Genomic DNA, 20,062 nt, shown 5'->3' with positions numbered 1-20,062 from the left:
CATAATATATCATAATTTCTAAATTGTCATTTTATTCTATTTATAATGAAACGCAACTGTGATACTATTATTCAATCACTTTATCACAATAGAGAAAGAGTGAAAAAAGAAAATAGTCAGGGGAAAGAGGAGGAAGAAGAAATGGCTCAAATGCTAGCTTTTTCGATTTTGGTCTTAATTTTATTTATTGGAGAAATTGTCTCTATACGGACACGAGCATGGATTCCTTCCATATTCATAAGTGCAATTTTGTTCTTGATAGGATATTGGACATTCTTCCCTGCAGATATCGTGTCGTTGGCAGGAGTGCCGCCAGCTGTTGCAACGCTTCTAATTTATTTATTGATCACTAACATGGGTACGTTATTATCACTTAACGAGTTAAAAGCCCAATGGAGAACTATTTTAATCGCATTAGCAGGGATTGCAGGAATTGTTGCTGCGCTGTTTAGCATAGGCACGCTGCTCTTCGACTTTCAAACGGTTGTTGTTGCGATTCCGCCATTGGTTGGCGGTGTAGTTTCGGCATTGATTATGTCAGAAGGTGCGGAAGCTGCCGGATTGCCGACTTTGGCCGTCTTTGCGATCGTTATATATGTTATGCAAGGTTTCGCTGGGTATCCGTTGACTTCTATCATGCTAAAAAGAGAAGGCAAAAACTTACTGAAAAAATACCGCAACAACGAACTGACGGAGCGGAAGCTGGTAGAAGAGCAGCCGGCAACTCCTGAGGGAGAGCTGCGGGAACCAAAGATGTTTGCAAGGATGCCAGAAAAGTACAATACAGACTTTTTCAAGTTTACCCGTTTAGCATTTGTCGGTTATTTAGCTTATTTAGTTTCAACGTTAGTAGCGCCAGTTGTTGAAATCAGCCCGTTCGTCCTTTGTTTGTTCTTCGGAGTAATCGGGCGCAGCATCGGATTTCTGGAGCGGCATCCATTGCAAAAAGCGAATGCTTTTGGATTCGCGATCATGGGACTATTGCTGTTTATCTTTGATGGCCTAAAAAATGCAACGCCGAGCATGATGCTCGAAATTGTCTATCCGCTTGTCGCTTGTATTGTAATCGGCGTTGCCGGCATGTATGTTTTCTCCTTTATCATGGGGAAAATCCTGAAAGTAAGCAAAGAGATGGCGTTTGCAGTATCCTTGACGGCATTATACGGGTTCCCTGCTGATTACATCATTACTGTAGAGGTTATTAACGCCTTGACAAAGGACGCAAGGGAACGGGAAGTGTTGATGAGCCATATGCTGCCTCCAATGCTTGTTGCCGGATTTATCACTGTTACCATCGTATCTGTCATATTAGCCGGTATTTTTGTCGGTTTCTTATAAAACGGGAGGGAATATATCTTGATAAATGAAACAATCAAAAAAGCAATCAAAGAAAATAGCGAAGAAATAATTAAGATTCGCCAAAAGCTTCACAGTGAGCCCGAATTATCATGGGAAGAATATAAAACTTCACAGTATGTGTATGAATATTTGCAAAGTCTTGGCATCGAATGCCGCAAAACAGAACCGACAGGTGTCATCGGTGAACTGGCCGGAGGAAAACAAGGCAAGACTGTAGCGCTTCGCGCAGATATGGATGCTTTGTCGGTGGAAGAGTTGAATGAAGATTTGCCGTATAAATCTGGAGAAAAAGGAAAAATGCATGCATGCGGGCATGATGCCCACACAGCCATGCTTCTGGCTGCTGCTAAAGCTTTGGCAGAAGTGAAAGAAGAGTTGCCAGGAACTGTACGTTTTATATTCCAGCCTGCGGAAGAAGTGGCAACTGGAGCTAAAGCGATGGTGAAGCAGGGAGCTGTAGATGGTGTCGATAACGTTTTCGGCATCCATATTTGGTCTCAATCGCCAACCCATAGTGTTTCTTGTTCACCCGGGCCATCTTTTGCATCTGCTGATATTTTTAAAGTGAACTTTAAAGGAAGAGGCGGGCACGGAGCGATGCCGCAAGCGTGCATTGATGCAGCAGTCATCGCTTCATCGTTCGTCATGAATATACAGTCTGTCGTTTCACGGACAATCGACCCGGCACAGCCAGCAGTAATAACGGTCGGCAAAATGGTTGTCGGCACACGTTTTAATGTAATTGCTGAAAATGCGGAAATCGAAGGCACTGTGCGTTGTTTTGATCCAGAGGTTCGCGATCATATTGAAAAGCAGCTTCAAATCTATGCCGACCATACAGCTTCAATTTACGGGGGAACGGCCGAATTGGAGTATATCCGGGGAACGCAAGCAGTTATCAATGGAAACGAAAGCGCGGAACTTGTGCAGCAAGTGGCGGTTGAAGCATTCGGTGAAGACCGTCTATACGATGAAAAACCGACAATGGGCGGTGAAGATTTTTCCTTTTACTTGGATGAAGTGCCAGGCAGTTTTGCTCTTGTCGGCAGCGGGAATCCGGAAAAAGATACGGAATGGGCCCATCACCATGGAAGATTTAATGTTGATGAGGAAGCGCTGGAAACCGGTGCTGAACTTTACGCCCAATATGCTTGGGCTTATTTAAACAAATAGGAGGGACAATATGACTGTTAGCGAAACAAATCCGGTTTATGAAGACTTGATGAAGGACTATGACAGCGGTTTAACTCACTCAGGAGTAAACGGTGAACGTTTAGCCAGACGGCTTCATGAATTATCATTTATCGGTTACACGCAAGTAGGCGGAGTGAAGCGTCCTGGCTTATCAGATGAAGAAAAAAAAGCGAAAGAACTCGTAAAGACGTGGATGGCTGAAGCGGGCTTAACCGTATCAGAAGATGGTGCTGGTAACGTAAAAGGGCGGCTTGCAGGAAGAGATGAAAGCAGCCGCGCGATTGCTTCAGGATCCCATGTTGATAGCGTCCCAAATGGCGGCAATTTCGATGGGCCTCTCGGCGTCTTATCAGCTTTAGAAGTTGTGGAGTCCTGGAAGGAAACTGGCTATGTACCGCCGAAACCCTATGAAGTCATTATTTTTACTGATGAGGAAGGTTCACGTTTCAACAGTGGCTTGAGCGGAAGCCGGGCGATGACCGGCGCGCTAAGTGAAGAGGAAATGGACCAGTTGCGGGATTATAATGGAGAAACGTTAGAACAGGTACTTTCAAAGTATGGCAGTTCCCTGCAAGCATTCAAAGACGCAAAGCGAGATGTTAGCGAGCTGGAGCTGTTTGTGGAAGTTCATATAGAGCAAGGTAAAAAGCTGGAAAAAGCGGATCAGCCCGTTGGAATTGTCAGTGGAATTGCAGGACCGGCTTGGCTGGAAGCAGAATTCAGTGGAGAAGCCGGGCATGCCGGCAACACTCCGATGGCCGGCAGGAGAGATCCCCTAGTAGCGGCGGCAGCTTTCATTTCAGCAATTCCAGACTTTCCTGAACAAGTAAGTGAGACAGCAGTAGCTACTGTCGGTAAACTCGAAGTGTCACCGAACGGCATTAATGTTATCCCTGAAAAAGTGACGCTGCATGTGGACATTCGAGATATTTATGAAGACCCTCGTGATCATCTACTGGAAATGATCCGAAAAGAGGCGGAAGCGATAGCCGATACCCGGGAAATTCAATTAAATATCAAACAAAATACAAAAATCCAGCCTGTTCCTATTGCAAAGGATTTACAAGCTAACCTAGCCGATTCTTTAGAGAAATTCAATATCTCACCGACTTATATACCAAGTGGCGCTGGGCATGATGCGATGATCCTTGGAAGGCATATTCCAGTGGCTATGCTCTTTGTAAGAAGTAAAGAAGGCATTAGCCATAATCCAAAAGAATGGTCTTCTTTGAATGATTGTGTAACTGGAGTCCATGTATTGAAAGATTTTATAGAAAAAGCAATGGATCAATGAAAACGGCCGCCCTCAAAAGGGGCGGTTTTTTATTTGCAAAAAAAGAGAAGATGTTTTATTAGAATTGTTAGACTAATTTCATTTTTAATGTATATTTGATATAAATGTGGGTATATATGTAAATATAGATGAGGTTGAAAGTAAAAAATTAGGAGGTAATTCTAATGATATCAGTTAAGAGAAACGGTGAATATGGCTCTGTGCCTTTTTCAGACACGAAAACCATAGATATATGGAGGGAAAGTTTCTCTTCAGAATCAGAACGAATAGCGGAATTAGGGGAAAAGTTTATGCGATATTTTATGAAGAATGCTACAAGAGAAGGCGTGCTCTTTAAAACTATTAAAGAAATAACAGGAGATTTGAACATGCCGCACCAAACTTTATCAAAAATATTAAAAACCCTGGAAGATCAAAAGATTATTTATCGCCGAAATGGAATTATTGGATTATGGAAAGATTAAAATAAAACCTCACTCCTAAGAGTGAGGTTCTTTTTTCAGGCTGACGAGAAACTCTTGTTGCTCTTTTCACATTTCGCTCCAGGCGGACGCTTTCCGCGGGGTGCGGCCTAAGCCTCCTCGCTCGCTTTGAAAACCTTTGCTCCTGCATCGCTGCGCTAGCTTCGTCGCAAATGAGCTGGACAAATTACTTTTGCCCAACCCATTCCCTGCGGGGTCTCAGGACTCGCACCATTCCCGCAGGAAAAAACGGTGCTCCTGCATCGCTTCGCTGCTTCGTCGCAAACAAGTTGGTCGAACTGCCTTCGCCCAACTTGCTCGCCGCCTTCCGCTGCATGTCGCTTCTTTTCATTCGCTTTGGAGATGCTCTGCACTCCTGATTGTTTGGGTTAATTCGCTGGTGGTGTTTCCTGCTCTCCCGATAGGGAGCCAAGCGGCGGAGAGAACCGTACTGCTCCTGCAGCTGCGCTTCGTCGCAAAGACTTGACCTCGCTTGCTTCGGTCAATGTCTTGCCTGCGGGATAGCGAGACAGCCCAGACCCCGCAAGGCGCGAAGCGGCTGAGGAGGCTTGGCGCTCGCCCGCGGCATTTAAAACATATGCTCCTGCGCAAGCTCGTCGCAAAGCTATTGGCCAAAATAACTTCGGCCAATAGCTTCGCAGCCGGTTGGCGAACTATCGGTTAAGGAATGCTCGCTCATACAACGTTAACTTTCTCAACAAGCTGAAAAAAGAACCTCACTCCTAAGAGTGAGGTTCTTTTATTTGTTCAAAACTATCGAGCAATAAAAACTAAAGTATATAAAATAATAAACTAAATATTTTGAAAATAGTTCATAAGTCTATTAAAGAAGAAAATAATCCCATATTTTAATATATCGCCTATGAATACCCTTGAAATTAAGAGTGATAAAGATTTGATTACAAAAACAATTAAATACACGGAATGATCGAATATACCTAGTCTTGTAATATTTGTAACTATAGTAAATATACTGATAGACTATATGCTTATTAAACGTAAAAAAACATATGATTTTTTCGTAAAAAGAGTAGATGGAACTAAAAATATATGATATAAATGAACTACAATTATCTGAATTTTTAGAAATGGTATTCAACTCCCAGCTAATTTGGAAGGAGGCAACGGGAATGGGCGAAGAAGTTAATATCCTAAATATCATAAAAAGTTTGAAAAAACGCTTGAATTTGATTCTTTCTGTAACTTTTTTATCAATAGCGACGGTTTGGCTTCTTCTTGTTTTTGTTATAGCACCGGATTTTCAAGCTACTACGCAAATTTGGATGGAAGAACCGGCCGCTGAAACACCAGAGGAAGAAGTGAGCAGTAATAAGGCTGATCCGGTATTGATAAATGCTTATGGCCAACTCTTAAAAAGCAGGGATGTCCTTGATCTGACCATTAAGGAGTTAAATCTTGAGTATTCAATACACGAGCTGAATGAGTTGATTACTGTTACGCATGCAACAAATACCCAGGTATTGAATATTACAGTCAGCAGTAGTGACAGTAGAGAAGCAGTGGAAATTGCCAACGCTTTGACCAGCATACTACAGGAAATGCTAATGGAATGGTTGGGAATGGATAATGTAACCATTATTGCCAAAGCATCAGAAGAAACTGTGGTTTCTTCATTGGATGAAAATTTAATCTTCGGTCTTGGCTTGGCAGGGGCGTTTGGCCTTATCGTTGGGGTCTTGATCGCCTTCATCATCGAAATGTTGAATATCTCCTTGAAAAATAATAACCGTGGATTAAGAAGAAAAAGAAGAAAGAAAGACGAAGAAGCGACATTGCAAACTGTGTTTAAATGATGCCGCAGCTGAAAACAGGGGTGAAGAGTATGTACGAGCTAGTGTCCGTAAGTGAACATATACGGTGGCAAAAAATTCTGGATATGTTCCAGCTTTCGGATATCTATTATACGGTCCAGTACTTTTTAAGTGCCACCAAGCTGGATCCTGGTGAACCTCTGCTTTTCTATTATATAGACGATGAAGGAGAAGTTGCCTACCCGTTTATCAAAAGGCTGATAGACGAAGAGGATGCTGCTTACTTTGATGCCACCACCCCTTTCGGCTATGGCGGTCCATTACTGAAGATAAAGGGAGACGCAACCAAGTTAATAGAAAATTTCAGAAATGCTTTCATAAAATTTTGTTCGGAAGAAAAAATTGTTGCGGAAACAATCCGTTTTCACCCTTTGAATGATAATGCTTCTTTTTTTAAAGAATACCTAACTCTATATCCAATGTATGCTACCTATACGTTGAGCCTTAAACAGCCATTACAAAATTTGCTAGATTATAAAAGCGGTATTTCCGACAATCCGACTGCGGACAGCCAAGTAGTTATAAAAAAACTTGGAACTGTACGGCACATGTTCGAATTTCTTGTCTTGTATTATTCATCAGCGCGAAGAAGAGAAGAAGCTGACAGCTATTATTTTTTTACCAACGATTATTTTGAAGCACTTATAAGTTCATTAGGATCTAATTTACATTTGTTTGGCGCTTACCGTGGAGAGAAGTTGATTTCTGCTTGTTATGTATTGGCCGAAGGCGACACTATATTTCACCACCTGGAAGGAAGCATTTCAGAGCAGGAGGCTGGAGCGGCTTGGAAATCTCTGCTGTTAAAAATTGCGGAATGGGGAAAAGAAAATTATTTCTCGTATTTTCACTTAGGTGGAGACTTTCACAGTGACGATGACCACATCAAAAGATTAAAACAAGAAATAAGCAATATGGAGCCGGATATATTCTATATCGGACACTATGTACATGACACTGCTGCATACAATAGATTGCTTTCTTCTAAAGAAACGGATATGGCCAAACGATATAGGTATGGATGATTACAGAAATCAAAATAGGACCTAATTAATATAATGCCTAGGAGGTACATATATGAGATACTTGCAATATAAAGGGCTACTAGAAAGGGAAAATAAAAAATCTTTAAAGAAGATCATGTATGAAACGTGTGTTACTGAGGGCTTGAACGCTTCTTTAGGAGCCAAGAAATTAGGAATTGCGAAAGAGGTTTTCGTCTATTGGCGCAAACATTACCGATTAGAACAGAGACAAATTTTATTTGATCAAACAGTGGAAGATATAAAAAAATACAAATCTCTTTATGCCGATGAAGCAAAAAGCATCGATTTGGATCGTCCGTTACTTCATCAAGACGAAAAATCGCTTCAAGGTTTAAGCGAAGCAATTGAACGAACAGTCGAGTATTATAAATATCTTCATTATAAAAGCGAAGGGTTGGCCCTTGAAACAGCTAAATTGCCTTTGTACAAATTTAGCAGGAATGTGGTGGACTCGTATTATGATGGAAAAATTCTGGATGGCTTGAATCAACCGTCTAATACTTAATGGATGAAATTAAAAGAAGTTAGGATTGAACACGCATGCAGCCGTTTACAGAAAAAGCGATACACATTATTCGAAATGTCCCTGTTGGAAAAGTTATGACATATGGCCAAGTTGCCAGATGCGCTGGAAGCCCGCGGGGAGCCAGGCAAGTTGCCAGGCTGTTGCATAGCATGAGTGAGAAGAATGGTTTGCCGTGGCACCGGATAGTCAACGCCCAAGGAATCATAGTGCTTGCTGACGAAGAATCCCGATACGCGCAACGCGCTCTTCTTGAGGAAGAAGGGGTGAAAGTCAGTCGGCATGGGCAGATTGATTTGGACATTTATCGATACGATCCAGAAGAAAATAATACATAATCTTGGTTCAGTTTTAACATTTTGAACAATTTAATCTTGATGACTACTAAAGCCCATAACTTTATGGGCTTTTTTAGTTAGAGAACTTTAAAGCGGGGGTATGAGATACTATGAAATTTTAGGAGGGGTTTTATGAATAGAATATTTGGCATTTTAGTTTTGGTCAGCGTACCCCTGGCAGTTATTGGTTCACTTATGCATTGGTCAAGTATTGTGATGTTTGTCATTTGTTCGATAAGTGTTGTGGCATTGTCCAGTTTTATGGGAAGAGCGACTGAGAGCTTAGCAATTGTAAGCGGACCAAGAATTGGCGGGCTTTTGAATGCCACTTTCGGGAATGCAGTAGAACTTATTATTTCTATATTTGCGCTTAAAGCAGGACTAGTCGGAGTTGTATTAGCTTCTCTGACAGGTTCCGTCCTAGGAAACTTGCTTCTTGTGGGTGGACTTTCCTTCTTTCTTGGCGGCATCAAGTTTAAAAGGCAAAAGTTCAATGTTCACGATGCATCACATAATTCCGGTTTGTTGATATTTGCGGTAATCGTCGCTTTTGTTATTCCGGAAATCTTTACGATGACCATGAACGAAAACGAAACCCTTTATTTGAGTGTCGGTATATCAGTCATTTTGATTTTGCTATATTTGGCAGGTTTAGTATTCAAACTGGTTACTCATCGTGGCGTTTATGCACATGCTGATGTAGAAAATGAAGCGGGGCCATCCCATGAAGAACCTGAATGGTCCAAGGGAAAAGCTTTAATCATTTTGTTTGCTGCTACTCTGGTTGTTGCCTTTGTTTCAGAAAATCTGGTCCATACGTTTGAAGATGTAGGAGAGCAATTTGGTTGGTCAGAATTATTCATAGGAGTTATTATTGTAGCGATTGTAGGGAATGCAGCGGAACATGCTTCCGCACTTATAATGGCGATGAAAAACAAAATGGATATCGCAGTCGAAATTGCAATTGGCTCCACGCTTCAAGTTGCGATGTTTGTCGCACCACTTCTCGTAATCATTTCCCTTTTTATGCCTCAAAAAATGCCGCTCGTATTTACCATGTCGGAACTCGTGGCTATGATAACAGCTGTTTTTCTAGCGATCAATATTATGAATGATGGCGAATCCAACTGGTTTGAAGGGTTAACTCTGATTGCCGCATATCTTATTATGGGCATCGGTTTTTATTTCTTATAAGTTATTCAAATAACTTTCATTGTATATGACAACTCATGGTAAAATAAAGTAAATAAAAAAAGGCGGTGGTCCACATAAAAACAGTAGATTTGAACGATAAGTATGTAAAGGGCTTTGTAGAATCAGAAGAGTTGGCTGCATTGCAAGCGTTTGTCGAAGTTGCACACGAAAGAATGCAAAACAAGACAGCTTTGGGATCTGATTATTTAGGTTGGTTGGATTGGCCATCTGAAATGGATGAAGCAGAGCTAACGAGAATTGAAGAAGCGGCTCAGAAAATACGGGAAAAGGCAGATGTTTTAGTAGTTATTGGCATTGGCGGTTCGTATTTAGGGACAAAAGCTGTCAACGAATTGCTTGGCTCTTCGTTCGGATTTGGCGAAACTGAGATAATTTATGCTGGCCAGAATATAAGCGGAAAGTATATGGAAGATCTTTTGACATATATCAAAGGCAAAAATGTTGCCCTGAATGTTATTTCCAAATCAGGAACTACTACGGAACCGGCAATTGCTTTCAGAATGCTGCGCACTTGGATGTATGAAACTTATGGCGAAGAGGCGAAGGATCGAATTTTTGCCACCACAGATGAGACAGGTGGGGCACTTCGGAAAAACGTCGATGCCAACGGTTATACTTCTTTTGTAATCCCTGGAGATGTCGGCGGAAGATATTCTGTATTGACTGCGGTTGGATTGCTTCCATTAGCAGCGGCAGGAGTCGATATCCGAGCATTGCTCAAAGGTGCGGAACAAGCGGAACAAGAGTTGCAGGCAGTTGACTTGTCTTCAAATGCTGCATATACATATGCGGCTTATCGCCAAATTTTAAACAGCCGCGGATTTTCAGTGGAAGTTCTTGCAAGCTTTGAACCTTCAATGAGTGCATTCCATGAATGGTGGAAGCAATTATTCGGTGAAAGCGAAGGCAAGCAAGGAAAAGGTATTTTCCCGGCATCGGTAGTCTACTCAACTGATCTTCATTCAATGGGCCAATATATGCAAAATGGCCGTCGGATGCTATTTGAAACGATGATCCGTTTTACGGAAGACCAACAAAAGAGCCAAATTCCTTTCGATGAAAATGACGAAGACGGCTTGAATTATTTAACGGATAAAACTTTGCATGAAGTTAATATGCAAGCATTGGAAGCGACAGCATTAGCTCATGTTGAAGGCGGCGTCCCAGTCATCACATTGGATGTAGGGAAGATCGATGCCCATCATGTAGGATACTTAATTTATTTCTTCATGAAATCATGCGCCATGAGCGCCTATCTGTCTGGGGTCAATCCATTTGACCAGCCAGGAGTAGAGCTTTACAAACAAAACATGTTTGAACTGCTTGGGAAACCAGGTTACGAGAAAAAAGACTGAGCTATAAAAAAAGCCCGTTACTCTAGAAAAAGAGTAACGGGCTTTAAATTTCATATTAAACTGTGAAGTTTTTAATGGACCAAGGCTCAGGAATGCGGTCAGCAACTTGGTATTTAGCAGCCCAAGGCTCAGGAATGCGGTCAGCAACCTGGTATTTAGCAGCCCAAGGCTCAGGAATGCGGTCAGCAACCTGGTATTTAGCAGCCCAAGGCTCAGGGATGCGGTCAGCAACCTGGTATTTAGCAGCCCAAGGCTCAGGGATGCGGTCGGCAACTTGGTATTTAGCAGCCCAAGGCTCAGGGATGCGGTCGGCAACTTGGTATTTAGCAGCCCAAGGTTCAGGGATGCGGTCAGCAACTTCACTACCTTGCTCCTTATTTAATGTTGTAAAAGTAGTGACAGTTAATAAAACGGCAAGAGAAAGAGTAACAATTTTCTTCATTTTTTCCACTCCCTATTTAATCATTAATAAATTTTTATAAGCTTTCTTTGAATGTTGGAACATAAGGGCAGCTTCCTTATATTTTCCTTGTTCAAAGTAAGTATTACCCAAATAACCATAATAGAAACCTATTTCATAATGCTTATTGTTGGCTTTTAACAGAGGGACTAACTTCTCTACAACATATTCTTCAAAATTAGCAATTTCCTCTTCGATATAAAAAGACAAACACATAAATTCAACATAAACTTCTTTAAATCCAGTGTTTGAAGGGGTTTCTAAACTTAAGTTCTTTTCCTTAATAATATTATGTCCTTTATCTAATAAAGCTTTTGCATTTTCTAGGTTATTTAGTTCAAGATGACACTTTATTAGAATACAATAACTTAATAATAAATCGGAAGTATATTCTTTAGGAAGATACTCTATAGCATTTTCCACATGATGAATAGCTAATTCGTAGTTTTGAAAGTTAAAATACAGATATCCATAATTATACTCAGTAGTAAATTTAAGTATATCAACATCTAACTTATTGCCAATAGTAACGGCATGTTTAAAGTGTTCTTCTGCTTTTTTATAATTGCCCATTCTTCTTTCATTAATAGCAATGTTTAAATGACATTCGACTATTCTTTTTGGTATAAATTCTTGTTGATAAATCTTTAAAGCAAGCTCTGAGTATTTTGAAGCTACTGTAAGCTCCCAGCATTGAGCAGCAGATATACCAATAGAATAATACAAATCACCTAATTCAGATGTAGAGATAGAAGGGGGCGAAATCTTTTCTGCCATTAAATAGGTTTTTAATGCCTGTTCAAAATCATTCAAAATATAGTTATAGTTCCCATTGTATTTATGAAACAAATAGAATTGCTCTTGATTCATAAATTCTTTAAAACGATCCATTTCTTTAATTTTTTCTTCTGCGCTATCCAAATCACCAGTAATAATAAAATAGCGAATTTGCTGAATGGAATATTCTAATTCTATATCTTCATCTACATGCAATAATGGATGATCATGAATATCGGCATACTGCTCCATAATTTTACCTTTATTTTGTGGATGTAATAAGGATGATTTAAAGTTTTTTACAAGAACTTTTCCAATAGGGTTGTCTTTTGGTGCTAAAGAAATTTCTAATTTTTTGCATAGAGCTTGCAAATCCTGTAAAGAAGGAGCTTTAATGCCAGCTTCAATCTTTTTTAACTCCTTTGGAGAAATGATTCCGGATGCAAGTTCTTCTAAGCTGATTTTCTTTTTAATGCGATGATATTTAAGCCGTGATCCGATTTCCATTGATTCTCTCCTTTCCATTTGCATGGGCAGTACGTCAATCATCCATGTAGGAGAGTTACTGTCTGGGGTTATTGATTTTTCTTCAAAATAAGAAAAAGTGGATTTGTTGAGTACGATTTTCTTCGCCCCCGTTATTCATAGTATGCTTTTTAATAAATCTTTTATTCATAATATCATCAATTTTCAAAATAGACTGCATTTTATATGGTTATATTTTCAAAAACATAAAAAAAGTAAAAATTACCTAGTTTAAAAAACATAACCGCAAGAAGGCCCTATTTTATAATAGTCGATGAAATCCGATTTTCGTAAAAGCATACGAGGAGAAGAATAGCGCTCACATTCGTAAATGCTCTTTTTTATATTATATGTACGTAATGGTAAATTTAACAAGAGGTTTTTATTATTTCCAATGAACTAATTATTTTAAGGAAAAATACAGGAGTTACTGCTTACGTTTAAGGGATCTTCTATTACGGGTAATGTAATTAAAATAGCGATTTTTAACTGGAGGTTTCGTATATGGATAAAGATAAACAAGTTGTTGCAGTGGTCTACTCTGAACAGGAAGCATTATCAAAAATTGAAGACCTTAAACTACAAGGTTATGATGAAAATAGAATTCACGTAATGGCAGAAGATCAAAATCATTTCGATCGTATTGAAAATGAATCTGGTGTTGATGGCGAAAAGGCGGGATCGTTCAAAGATTCGTTTAAAGGGATTTTTTCCGGAGGCGCCAAAGCCCTTGATGGAGTTAAGTCGCTTGGGTTAAGTGAGTCCGAAACAGAACGGTACTCTGAAAATGTTTCGCAAGGCGGTATTCTGATTTACGTGGAGAATGAGCGAAAACGGCCATTGGATGTATTGGAGGAAGGTGGTTTTCGCGACCGGGAAGGAAATCGCGTAGAGCCTTCTACAAATGAATTTGTAAATTCAATTGACAATGAATACGATGAACAAGAAGACCGTTTTGAAAGAGGAGAAAGTTTTCAAGAAGACCCGAAACTTGTTAAAGACCAGGAACATCTAACGTTTTCTTCTATTGACAATAAGCCCGGCGCTAGAAAATAATATACGAGCAAAAGCCCAGTCAGTATTTTTGACTGGGCTTTTTATGTGATTACGCGCTGCTTGTATATGGTTTTAGCTATTTTGAAAAGAATATTATACTGGTTTATTTAGAATATTGATGAAGCTTGTGTAGTTATGAAGTTGCATATTAGTACTCTATGTTTTAGGGTTCGGTTTGTTCGGGTAAACAAACCTTAAGACAGTTTACAGGAGGCTGAACAAATGAATCAATCAAATTATGAATTTCAAATGCTTTATAGCCAAGAAGAACTGATTAACAAAATCAAAGATCTAAAAGCACGCGGATACCATGAAAGTGATTTACATGTTCTTGTGAATGATTCTTCTGTCATCAACTTGGTCGATGACGAAAGTGATCTTCACACTCATGAAGCGAACTCAATGGGCAGCAAGTTCAAATCAATGTTTAGTGGAGAAGATGCGGTACGCACGGAACTAGGAAAACTTGATTTGGATAGTGAGACGAAGGATGCGTATCAGCGGGATCTTGAAAACGGGGCGATTCTTCTCTATACGGATCGACACACCGAAGGAAGAGAACCCCATACTTCAGCAACATATGCTGAAGATACTCGCGTGATTCGAAGCGATGAAGTAGGGAGGAATACAGCTATTGCACCGCTTGGAAGAGATCTTGAACGCGATGACTTGAGGCATAATGATGCTAAGATAGTAGATAAAGACGTGGATTCTAATGTATCCAGCAATCGTTATTCAGATGAAATCTACACGAGCGAAGTGCCAAGAGAAGAACAGCACGGCGATACGATGAAAGACTCCCGTGTGAAAGGGGAAAATATTCACCCTACAGGAGGGGCAGCCCCTAAAGATGAAGGAGTTCCTGAAGAAAAGATCATGGATCATGAACCGGGCCTGCAAACAACAGAAGGACAAGACAACCTAAATCGTGAAGACGGCGTTAACCGCCGACAGGACGAGCAATCTCCGGGTGTTGATCCTAATTTGGGACCGGCGCCGTTCGGCCGCGATTCAGAGGAAGAACATTTGTTGAACGATCGAAGAGATGGTTTTGGCCAAGAGCAAAATCCTAGAGATGCGCGTCCTTTGCATGAAGATGCAAATAAAAAGACGGGAACTCCACCGACTCCAAGATTGTTTTAAATTACCGCAGCCTCAGAAATGAGGCTGTTTTTATATGGTCTTTCTTTAGATGGGATTTTTCATCGCTGCAACCAAACGTATGGGGAACTAGAACTTGGTTATTACAAGGGAATGTCGAGTGCGGAAACCTCAAAGTAAGTTTATGAAGCGGAAATAGATTTTCTGCAATAATGTGGGAAGGGCTGTTTGCTGCTCAAGGACAAAATAAAAACCGGTCAAATGACCGGTTTTTTAATGTTTAGGTTTAGTAGCGTCTTTAAATTCGCCAACGGTTTTTTGGAACTCGCCTTTAGCTTTGTCCATTTTACCTTCGTTTTGCTTTTGGCGGTCACCAGTAGCATTGCCCACTTGGTCTTTAATCTCGCCTTTGCCTTTGCTTACAGCACTTTTGAGTTTGTCAGAAAGTCCTCCATTGTCGCTCATTGAAATTTCCTCCTTCTTGTTATCATACCTTACCTTCTGTTTAACCTAATTTTTGAATTAGTAAACCTAGAGCTCTATCTGATAGGAATTAAGCTAGGAAGTCAGAGCGATTAAAGTAGTTTTCGCGGCGTCTTGAACACTGCTGCAAAGATCCTGTTCAGCTAATCTTCTGAGTGTAGTAATTGGTGTATGAGAATTTTGCGCAGCACCTTTTCTCACTATTGCGTGTTGATCCATGGACAAGTCGACTAATAATCCTACGCAAGTGATCGTTTTGGCCAATTCGGCTCGCAGTTCGTACCTCATTTTAAGCACAGCTGCTTCATCCCAAGGAGACCATTCGGTTTTCACTGCATAAAATTGCAGATCGCCATTCATTCCGGTTTGCACCTCTAGTCGAATTAATTATAATATTCTAACTAACAATATTATATCATAACGAAAGAAAAATACTAGATGACGGTCGGCCGATAACAGATTTTGATCTGGCTGAATTTAAAATTTTATGTATTGCTACCGATGGGTGGATTTTTTAGAAGAAGCAGTAAATTAAGCGTGCGACGGTGCACTTTTCACTTGCAGTAAAATTAGGCATAGGCCGAAATTTTTTCAATATGAGGTAAAACTAACGAAACCTTCTGCGATAATGCACGTCTAAGTACTCAAAAGATTGAACAAAATGGATATAGATAAGGTTTTATTTTATACTGCGAGGTGGTATAATCAACTAATGGATTCTTATGTATATTGATGAGTTCGAAGGAGGATAAATATGCTATACCTTACTATGGTTGTGGCATTCATCGCTTCGATTGTTCTGACTCCGGTTGTTAAGCGACTTGCTTTTCGTTTAGGAGCAGTCGACCGTCCCAATTTTCGAAAAGTGCATGCAAAAATTATGCCGCGTTTAGGCGGTTTAGCTATATTTGGATCGTTTTTAATCGGGTATTTTATCTTGCGCCCCAGTGAACCGGCATTCGGACCGGCGGAAGCGGGATTTATCCCTCTTGATTCAGCGATATTGATCGGTGCTTTTCTGATTATCATTACAGGTGTTTTAGATGATATATTTGAAATAACAGCCAAAGCAAAATTGGCGGGACAGTTTTTAGCGGCCAGTATCATAGTTATTGGCGGCGGTTTGGAAATTTCGTTCATTAACTTGCCGTTTGGCGGGGAGCTGGATTTCGGTTATTTCAGTATTCCGTTAACCCTTATTTGGATTATCGGGATCACAAACGCCATTAATTTGATTGATGGGCTTGATGGCTTAGCGACGGGCGTATCTTCTATTGCGCTGATGACCTTATCGGTAATGGCCTTTATCATGGGAGATATGTTTGTCATGACACTCGCGGCATTGCTTGCAGCTAGTTCGCTTGGGTTTTTATTTTATAATTTCCACCCGGCAAAGATTTTTCTGGGGGATACAGGGGCGTTGTTCTTAGGATTCATGATTTCTGTTTTTGCCTTGATGGGCTTTAAGAATGTCACGATTGTCGCCCTCATTATTCCGATCATCATGTTAGGCGTTCCGATTTCCGATACTTTCTTTGCAATTGTCCGCCGTTTGCGCGAAAAACAGCCGTTGTCAGCAGCTGACAAATCGCATTTGCATCATTGCTTGTTGAATATCGGTTTTTCGCATAGCCAGACGGTATTAATCATTTATGGGGTAGCCATTTTGTTTGGGCTTGCTGCGTTGTTATTTTCACAAGCGACATTATGGGGAGGCATTTTGCTGGTCAGCCTCATATTGATCGCAATTGAGTTGTTTGTAGAAGTGGTTGGATTAGCAGGAAAGAATTATCGGCCTCTTATTAATTTTGTTAAAATGTTCGGGAAATAACGGATTGGACAAATGCTTTTGTCCAATCCGTTTTTATATTGCCAAATAAAAAACCTCACAGTTTACTGTGAGGTTTCATTGCTTTGCTGATTTTCTGCAAGTTCAGTATCTCCGTTATCGGATAAACTCGATGTGTCTGGCTGTAAACCTAAGTGGCTGCGTAAAATATCCTGTACTTCTACAAGCGATTCTTCGTTAAGCTGCCAGTAGTAGATGCCGGTCGACATATCATCGTACCCCTCGACAGTCAACGTTTCCACATCCGGCTTGCCGCCTTTAGCATATTCGAAAAATGCCTGCATGTCTTGGAATGATAAGTTGGTTTTCATATTATCGCCAACGGCTTCAATCACATCGTCGTACTTGGTGATAGAACCAGCTGATAAAGCTTTATCCATTATCGCCTGCAAAATCATTTGCTGGCGTTTTCCGCGTTCGATATCATTATCGTAATGGCGCGTTCTGGCAAGTGCAAGAGCTTCACTGCCGTTAAGGTTTTGAACGCCTTTTTCAAGGACAATCGCATTTTTCTTGTCGTTTTCATCTTGTTCTTTCAAGTCATATGGAACTTCAGCTGTAATGCCGCCGAGTGCATCAACAACATCGATGAAGGCATCAAAGTTCATATTGACATAATAATCGACAGGCACAGCCAATAATTCTTCCACTGCTTCAATAGTAGAAGAAGGCCCGTTAAATCCGTATGCATGAGTAATTTTATCTTCATAACCTGCATCTGGAATGAGTGTATACGTATCACGGGGAATGCTGACAAGCTTTACGGATTTATCGGCGTTGTTCAACGTGGCAAGCACCAAGGCGTCTGAACGTGTATTGCTAGCGGCTGCGCCGCGTTTTGCACTATTATCCACACCGATGAATAAAATGGAGATGTCATCATGCAGTGGTTCAACTTGTTCTTCGCGAAGTTCAGACATTTCTCGGTCTTCAAGTTGTTGAAATGCTAAATTTGCGGCATTTTCTGCTTTTTTTACAAGGTATATTCCATAAGCGGATCCACAAATCAATAGTGAAATAGCCAATGTCAAAAGAACTTTAATAGTCGTACGTTTTCTGCTCGACTTAGTCTTTCGATAATTTTTACGGTTCATGGTTAAAGCTCCTTTTTTAGGGATGGCTAACCGAGTATTCAATTCGATTTTTCCAATTTGTCCTTAAACTTTTAAAATCTATTATACAGCTAAATCCCCACGGCGTAAACGAAAAGTCTCATGTTAATTTAAATTCCAGAAATTCTTTTTCGAAACAGCGAACCTCCGCTTGTCCATTGGTAATTTCGTTTATCCAATCGATAAAGATTGGCTCTTTTTCTGAAGGAATGTGAACATAAAGGTCAACCCCGTCTGTATATTGGATTTCTTTAAGTAGGTATTCAGACTGGCGAATTTCATTTTCTACCTTGCCAAGCCAAGTATAATCGATGGAAATTTTCATCAGGTGATGAAGCTTGCGCTCGACAATGCCGGCAGCATTTAAAGCTTCTGTGGTCACTTTTCCGTATGCCCGGATCAAACCGCCGCCGCCCAATTTAATGCCGCCATAATAGCGGGTTATAACAATCACTACATCTTTCAACCCTTGTTTTTTCAAAACTTCCAAGATTGGGACGCCCGCTGTTCCACTTGGTTCCCCATCATCATTTGCTTTTTGGATAGAGTCATGTTCGCCGATCAGGTAAGCGGAGCAATTGTGGGTGGCAGAGCGGTGAATGCTTTTTATGGAGTTAATAAATTCAATCGCTTCTGTTTCAGTTTCCGCTCTTGCGGCATGGCCGATAAACCGTGATTTTTGAATAATAATTTCCGCTTCTGCTAATTCGCCTACGGTTTTGTAATTCTCTCGCATTTTAATTCCCCCTGTAGTAGAATATAATCAGATAATTAGTAATATGTTTATTTATACGACTTTCCTCATATAGTGATATACTTGTTAACATTATAGCAGGCATAAAGAAATAAAGTTTATTCACTTTAGCATAGTGGAGTCCAGCTAAGGCGGTTATAAAATGGCTAATAAAATGAATGGAAAAGCGTTAGATTCCATTTTTGATCATTTGATTGCAACTATGGAGCAGTCAAAACAGGAAATTTTTTCAATTAGTGAACAAAGCCGGCAAAGTTACGAGGAAATGAAAGATCAGCTTGAAGAAGTGCGTACTAATATTTCTCGTGTCATTAAAGCTGGAGACTTATTAGAAGAAAAAACACGCACTGCCCGCAGACGGCTTGCCGAAGTTTCCCGTTCGTTTGGATCGTTCACTGAAAACCAAGTCAAGCAAGCGTATGAACAAGCAAACGATTTGCAGATTCAATTGGCGTTAAATCGTTCCGAAGAAAAGCAGCATCGAAAGAAAAGGGATGGTCTGCAGCGCCGTCTGCAGACTTTGCTGCAAACGATTGAACGGGCTGAACGCTTAGTCAACCAAGTTAACGTTGCAACAAACTACCTGACATCCGATTTGGAAGATGTAGGAGAGGCCATTGATAATACAAAGCTAAAGCAAGATTATAGCCTGCGTATTATTGAAGCGCAAGAAGATGAGCGAAAACGGCTGTCACGGGAAATCCACGATGGCCCAGCCCAAATGATGGCGAACGTTCTTCTTCGTTCTGATCTCATCGAGCGGACGTACCGGGAAAAAGGATCTGAGGCAGCTTTTCGGGAAATATCTTCTTTAAAAGAAATGGTTCGTGATGCTCTTACCGAAGTCAGAAGAATTATTTATGATTTGCGACCGATGGCGTTAGATGATTTAGGACTTGTGCCTACATTGAAAAAATATCTTGAAACTATTGAAGATTATAATCAAAACATAAAAATTTCGTTTCAATCAAATGGCATGGAAGTCAGATTGCCTGCCAATCATGAAACGTCAATTTTCCGGCTGGTGCAAGAAGCTACATCGAATGCGATTCGGCACGGCAAGGCAACAAAGATTGAAGTTAAAGTGGAATGGCTGAAAGACCAAGTAACCATCGTTGTAAAAGACAACGGCTCTGGGTTTGACCAAAGCATTGTGAAAAATCAATCATTCGGCTTAATCGGCATGAAAGAAAGAATCGATTTAATAGAAGGTGATTTTTTCATCAACTCTTCTCCAGGAAATGGGACAGTTTTGATGTTTCAAATCCCTTTTAAACGGGGTATATAAGATACGGTATTCAAGGAGG

20 protein-coding genes are annotated in these 20,062 nt (G+C 40.5%); 14 read left to right on the top strand and 6 right to left on the bottom strand.

The window, feature by feature from the left end; all coding sequences use genetic code 11:
* Positions 1–141 precede the first annotated feature (141 nt).
* The 10 genes from FQV28_RS09940 to FQV28_RS09895 all read left to right on the top strand — a co-directional run bounded on the left by FQV28_RS09940 (position 142) and on the right by FQV28_RS09895 (position 10,638).
* Positions 142–1,338, top strand: a complete 1,197-nt coding sequence (locus FQV28_RS09940; protein ID WP_146496062.1) for a hypothetical protein — start codon at positions 142–144, stop codon at positions 1,336–1,338.
* 18 nt (positions 1,339–1,356) lie between these two features.
* Complete coding sequence (locus FQV28_RS09935) at positions 1,357–2,532, top strand: amidohydrolase (protein WP_146496060.1); 1,176 nt, start codon at positions 1,357–1,359, stop codon at positions 2,530–2,532.
* A 10-nt stretch (positions 2,533–2,542) separates the two neighbouring features.
* Positions 2,543–3,847: a M20 family metallo-hydrolase gene (locus FQV28_RS09930; RefSeq protein WP_146496058.1), complete on the top strand. Its 1,305-nt coding sequence runs from the start codon at positions 2,543–2,545 to the stop codon at positions 3,845–3,847.
* Between the two features lie 164 nt (positions 3,848–4,011).
* Entirely contained in the window at positions 4,012–4,311 is a 300-nt protein-coding gene (locus FQV28_RS09925; RefSeq protein WP_146496056.1) for an RPC34 RNA polymerase subunit family protein, read from the top strand.
* Positions 4,312–5,459: 1,148 nt separating this feature from the next.
* The gene (locus tag FQV28_RS09920) at positions 5,460–6,143 is read left to right on the top strand and encodes a YveK family protein (RefSeq protein WP_186763831.1); all 684 of its coding nucleotides are present in this window, start codon (positions 5,460–5,462) and stop codon (positions 6,141–6,143) included.
* Positions 6,143–7,186, top strand: coding sequence for a GNAT family N-acetyltransferase (locus FQV28_RS09915; protein WP_255472875.1), 1,044 nt, complete (start codon positions 6,143–6,145; stop codon positions 7,184–7,186). Before FQV28_RS09920 ends, FQV28_RS09915 begins: the two co-directional genes overlap by 1 nt.
* A gap of 52 nt (positions 7,187–7,238) precedes the next feature.
* Positions 7,239–7,712 (top strand): Rossmann-fold NAD(P)-binding domain-containing protein, encoded by a 474-nt coding sequence (locus FQV28_RS09910; RefSeq protein WP_146496051.1) that lies wholly within the window; start codon positions 7,239–7,241, stop codon positions 7,710–7,712.
* A 35-nt stretch (positions 7,713–7,747) separates the two neighbouring features.
* Positions 7,748–8,068 (top strand): MGMT family protein, encoded by a 321-nt coding sequence (locus FQV28_RS09905; protein WP_146496049.1) that lies wholly within the window; start codon positions 7,748–7,750, stop codon positions 8,066–8,068.
* Between the two features lie 132 nt (positions 8,069–8,200).
* The gene (gene cax / locus FQV28_RS09900; protein WP_146496047.1) at positions 8,201–9,262 is read left to right on the top strand and encodes a calcium/proton exchanger; all 1,062 of its coding nucleotides are present in this window, start codon (positions 8,201–8,203) and stop codon (positions 9,260–9,262) included.
* A gap of 74 nt (positions 9,263–9,336) precedes the next feature.
* The gene (locus FQV28_RS09895; RefSeq protein WP_146496198.1) at positions 9,337–10,638 is read left to right on the top strand and encodes a glucose-6-phosphate isomerase; all 1,302 of its coding nucleotides are present in this window, start codon (positions 9,337–9,339) and stop codon (positions 10,636–10,638) included.
* 55 nt (positions 10,639–10,693) lie between these two features.
* Here FQV28_RS09895 and FQV28_RS09890 read toward each other — a convergent pair whose 3' ends face one another.
* Together FQV28_RS09890 and FQV28_RS09885 are read right to left on the bottom strand one after the other, a co-directional pair.
* Positions 10,694–11,080, bottom strand: coding sequence for a hypothetical protein (locus tag FQV28_RS09890; RefSeq protein ID WP_146496045.1), 387 nt, complete (start codon positions 11,078–11,080; stop codon positions 10,694–10,696).
* Positions 11,081–11,092: 12 nt separating this feature from the next.
* Positions 11,093–12,382, bottom strand: a complete 1,290-nt coding sequence (locus FQV28_RS09885) for a helix-turn-helix transcriptional regulator (RefSeq protein WP_146496043.1) — start codon at positions 12,380–12,382, stop codon at positions 11,093–11,095.
* 522 nt (positions 12,383–12,904) lie between these two features.
* On the opposite strand from FQV28_RS09885, the gene FQV28_RS09880 reads away from it, so the two are divergent.
* Together FQV28_RS09880 and FQV28_RS09875 are read left to right on the top strand one after the other, a co-directional pair.
* Positions 12,905–13,456: a YflT domain-containing protein gene (locus tag FQV28_RS09880; protein WP_146496041.1), complete on the top strand. Its 552-nt coding sequence runs from the start codon at positions 12,905–12,907 to the stop codon at positions 13,454–13,456.
* Positions 13,457–13,678: 222 nt separating this feature from the next.
* Positions 13,679–14,599, top strand: coding sequence for a YflT domain-containing protein (locus FQV28_RS09875; protein WP_146496039.1), 921 nt, complete (start codon positions 13,679–13,681; stop codon positions 14,597–14,599).
* Positions 14,600–14,830: 231 nt separating this feature from the next.
* On the opposite strand, the gene FQV28_RS09870 is transcribed toward FQV28_RS09875, so the two are convergent.
* Positions 14,831–15,022, bottom strand: coding sequence for a CsbD family protein (locus tag FQV28_RS09870; RefSeq protein ID WP_106534212.1), 192 nt, complete (start codon positions 15,020–15,022; stop codon positions 14,831–14,833).
* Between the two features lie 93 nt (positions 15,023–15,115).
* Positions 15,116–15,400, bottom strand: a complete 285-nt coding sequence (locus FQV28_RS09865; RefSeq protein ID WP_146496037.1) for a hypothetical protein — start codon at positions 15,398–15,400, stop codon at positions 15,116–15,118.
* Between the two features lie 394 nt (positions 15,401–15,794).
* On the opposite strand from FQV28_RS09865, the gene FQV28_RS09860 reads away from it, so the two are divergent.
* Entirely contained in the window at positions 15,795–16,871 is a 1,077-nt protein-coding gene (locus FQV28_RS09860) for a glycosyltransferase family 4 protein (protein WP_146496035.1), read from the top strand.
* Positions 16,872–16,933: 62 nt separating this feature from the next.
* Here the strand turns inward: FQV28_RS09860 and FQV28_RS09855 are convergent, their stop codons facing one another.
* Together FQV28_RS09855 and FQV28_RS09850 are read right to left on the bottom strand one after the other, a co-directional pair.
* Positions 16,934–17,983, bottom strand: coding sequence for an LCP family protein (locus FQV28_RS09855; protein ID WP_146496033.1), 1,050 nt, complete (start codon positions 17,981–17,983; stop codon positions 16,934–16,936).
* 118 nt (positions 17,984–18,101) lie between these two features.
* Positions 18,102–18,737, bottom strand: coding sequence for a YigZ family protein (locus tag FQV28_RS09850; RefSeq protein WP_146496031.1), 636 nt, complete (start codon positions 18,735–18,737; stop codon positions 18,102–18,104).
* A gap of 160 nt (positions 18,738–18,897) precedes the next feature.
* Between FQV28_RS09850 and FQV28_RS09845 the strand changes: the two genes are divergently transcribed.
* Positions 18,898–20,043 (top strand): sensor histidine kinase, encoded by a 1,146-nt coding sequence (locus FQV28_RS09845; protein WP_146496029.1) that lies wholly within the window; start codon positions 18,898–18,900, stop codon positions 20,041–20,043.
* Positions 20,044–20,062: the final 19 nt, after the last annotated feature.

It is taken from the genome of Planomicrobium sp. CPCC 101079 (assembly GCF_007859275.1).
In the GTDB taxonomy this organism is placed as follows: domain Bacteria; phylum Bacillota; class Bacilli; order Bacillales_A; family Planococcaceae; genus Planococcus.
This window is presented reverse-complemented; position numbering and strand designations above follow the sequence as displayed.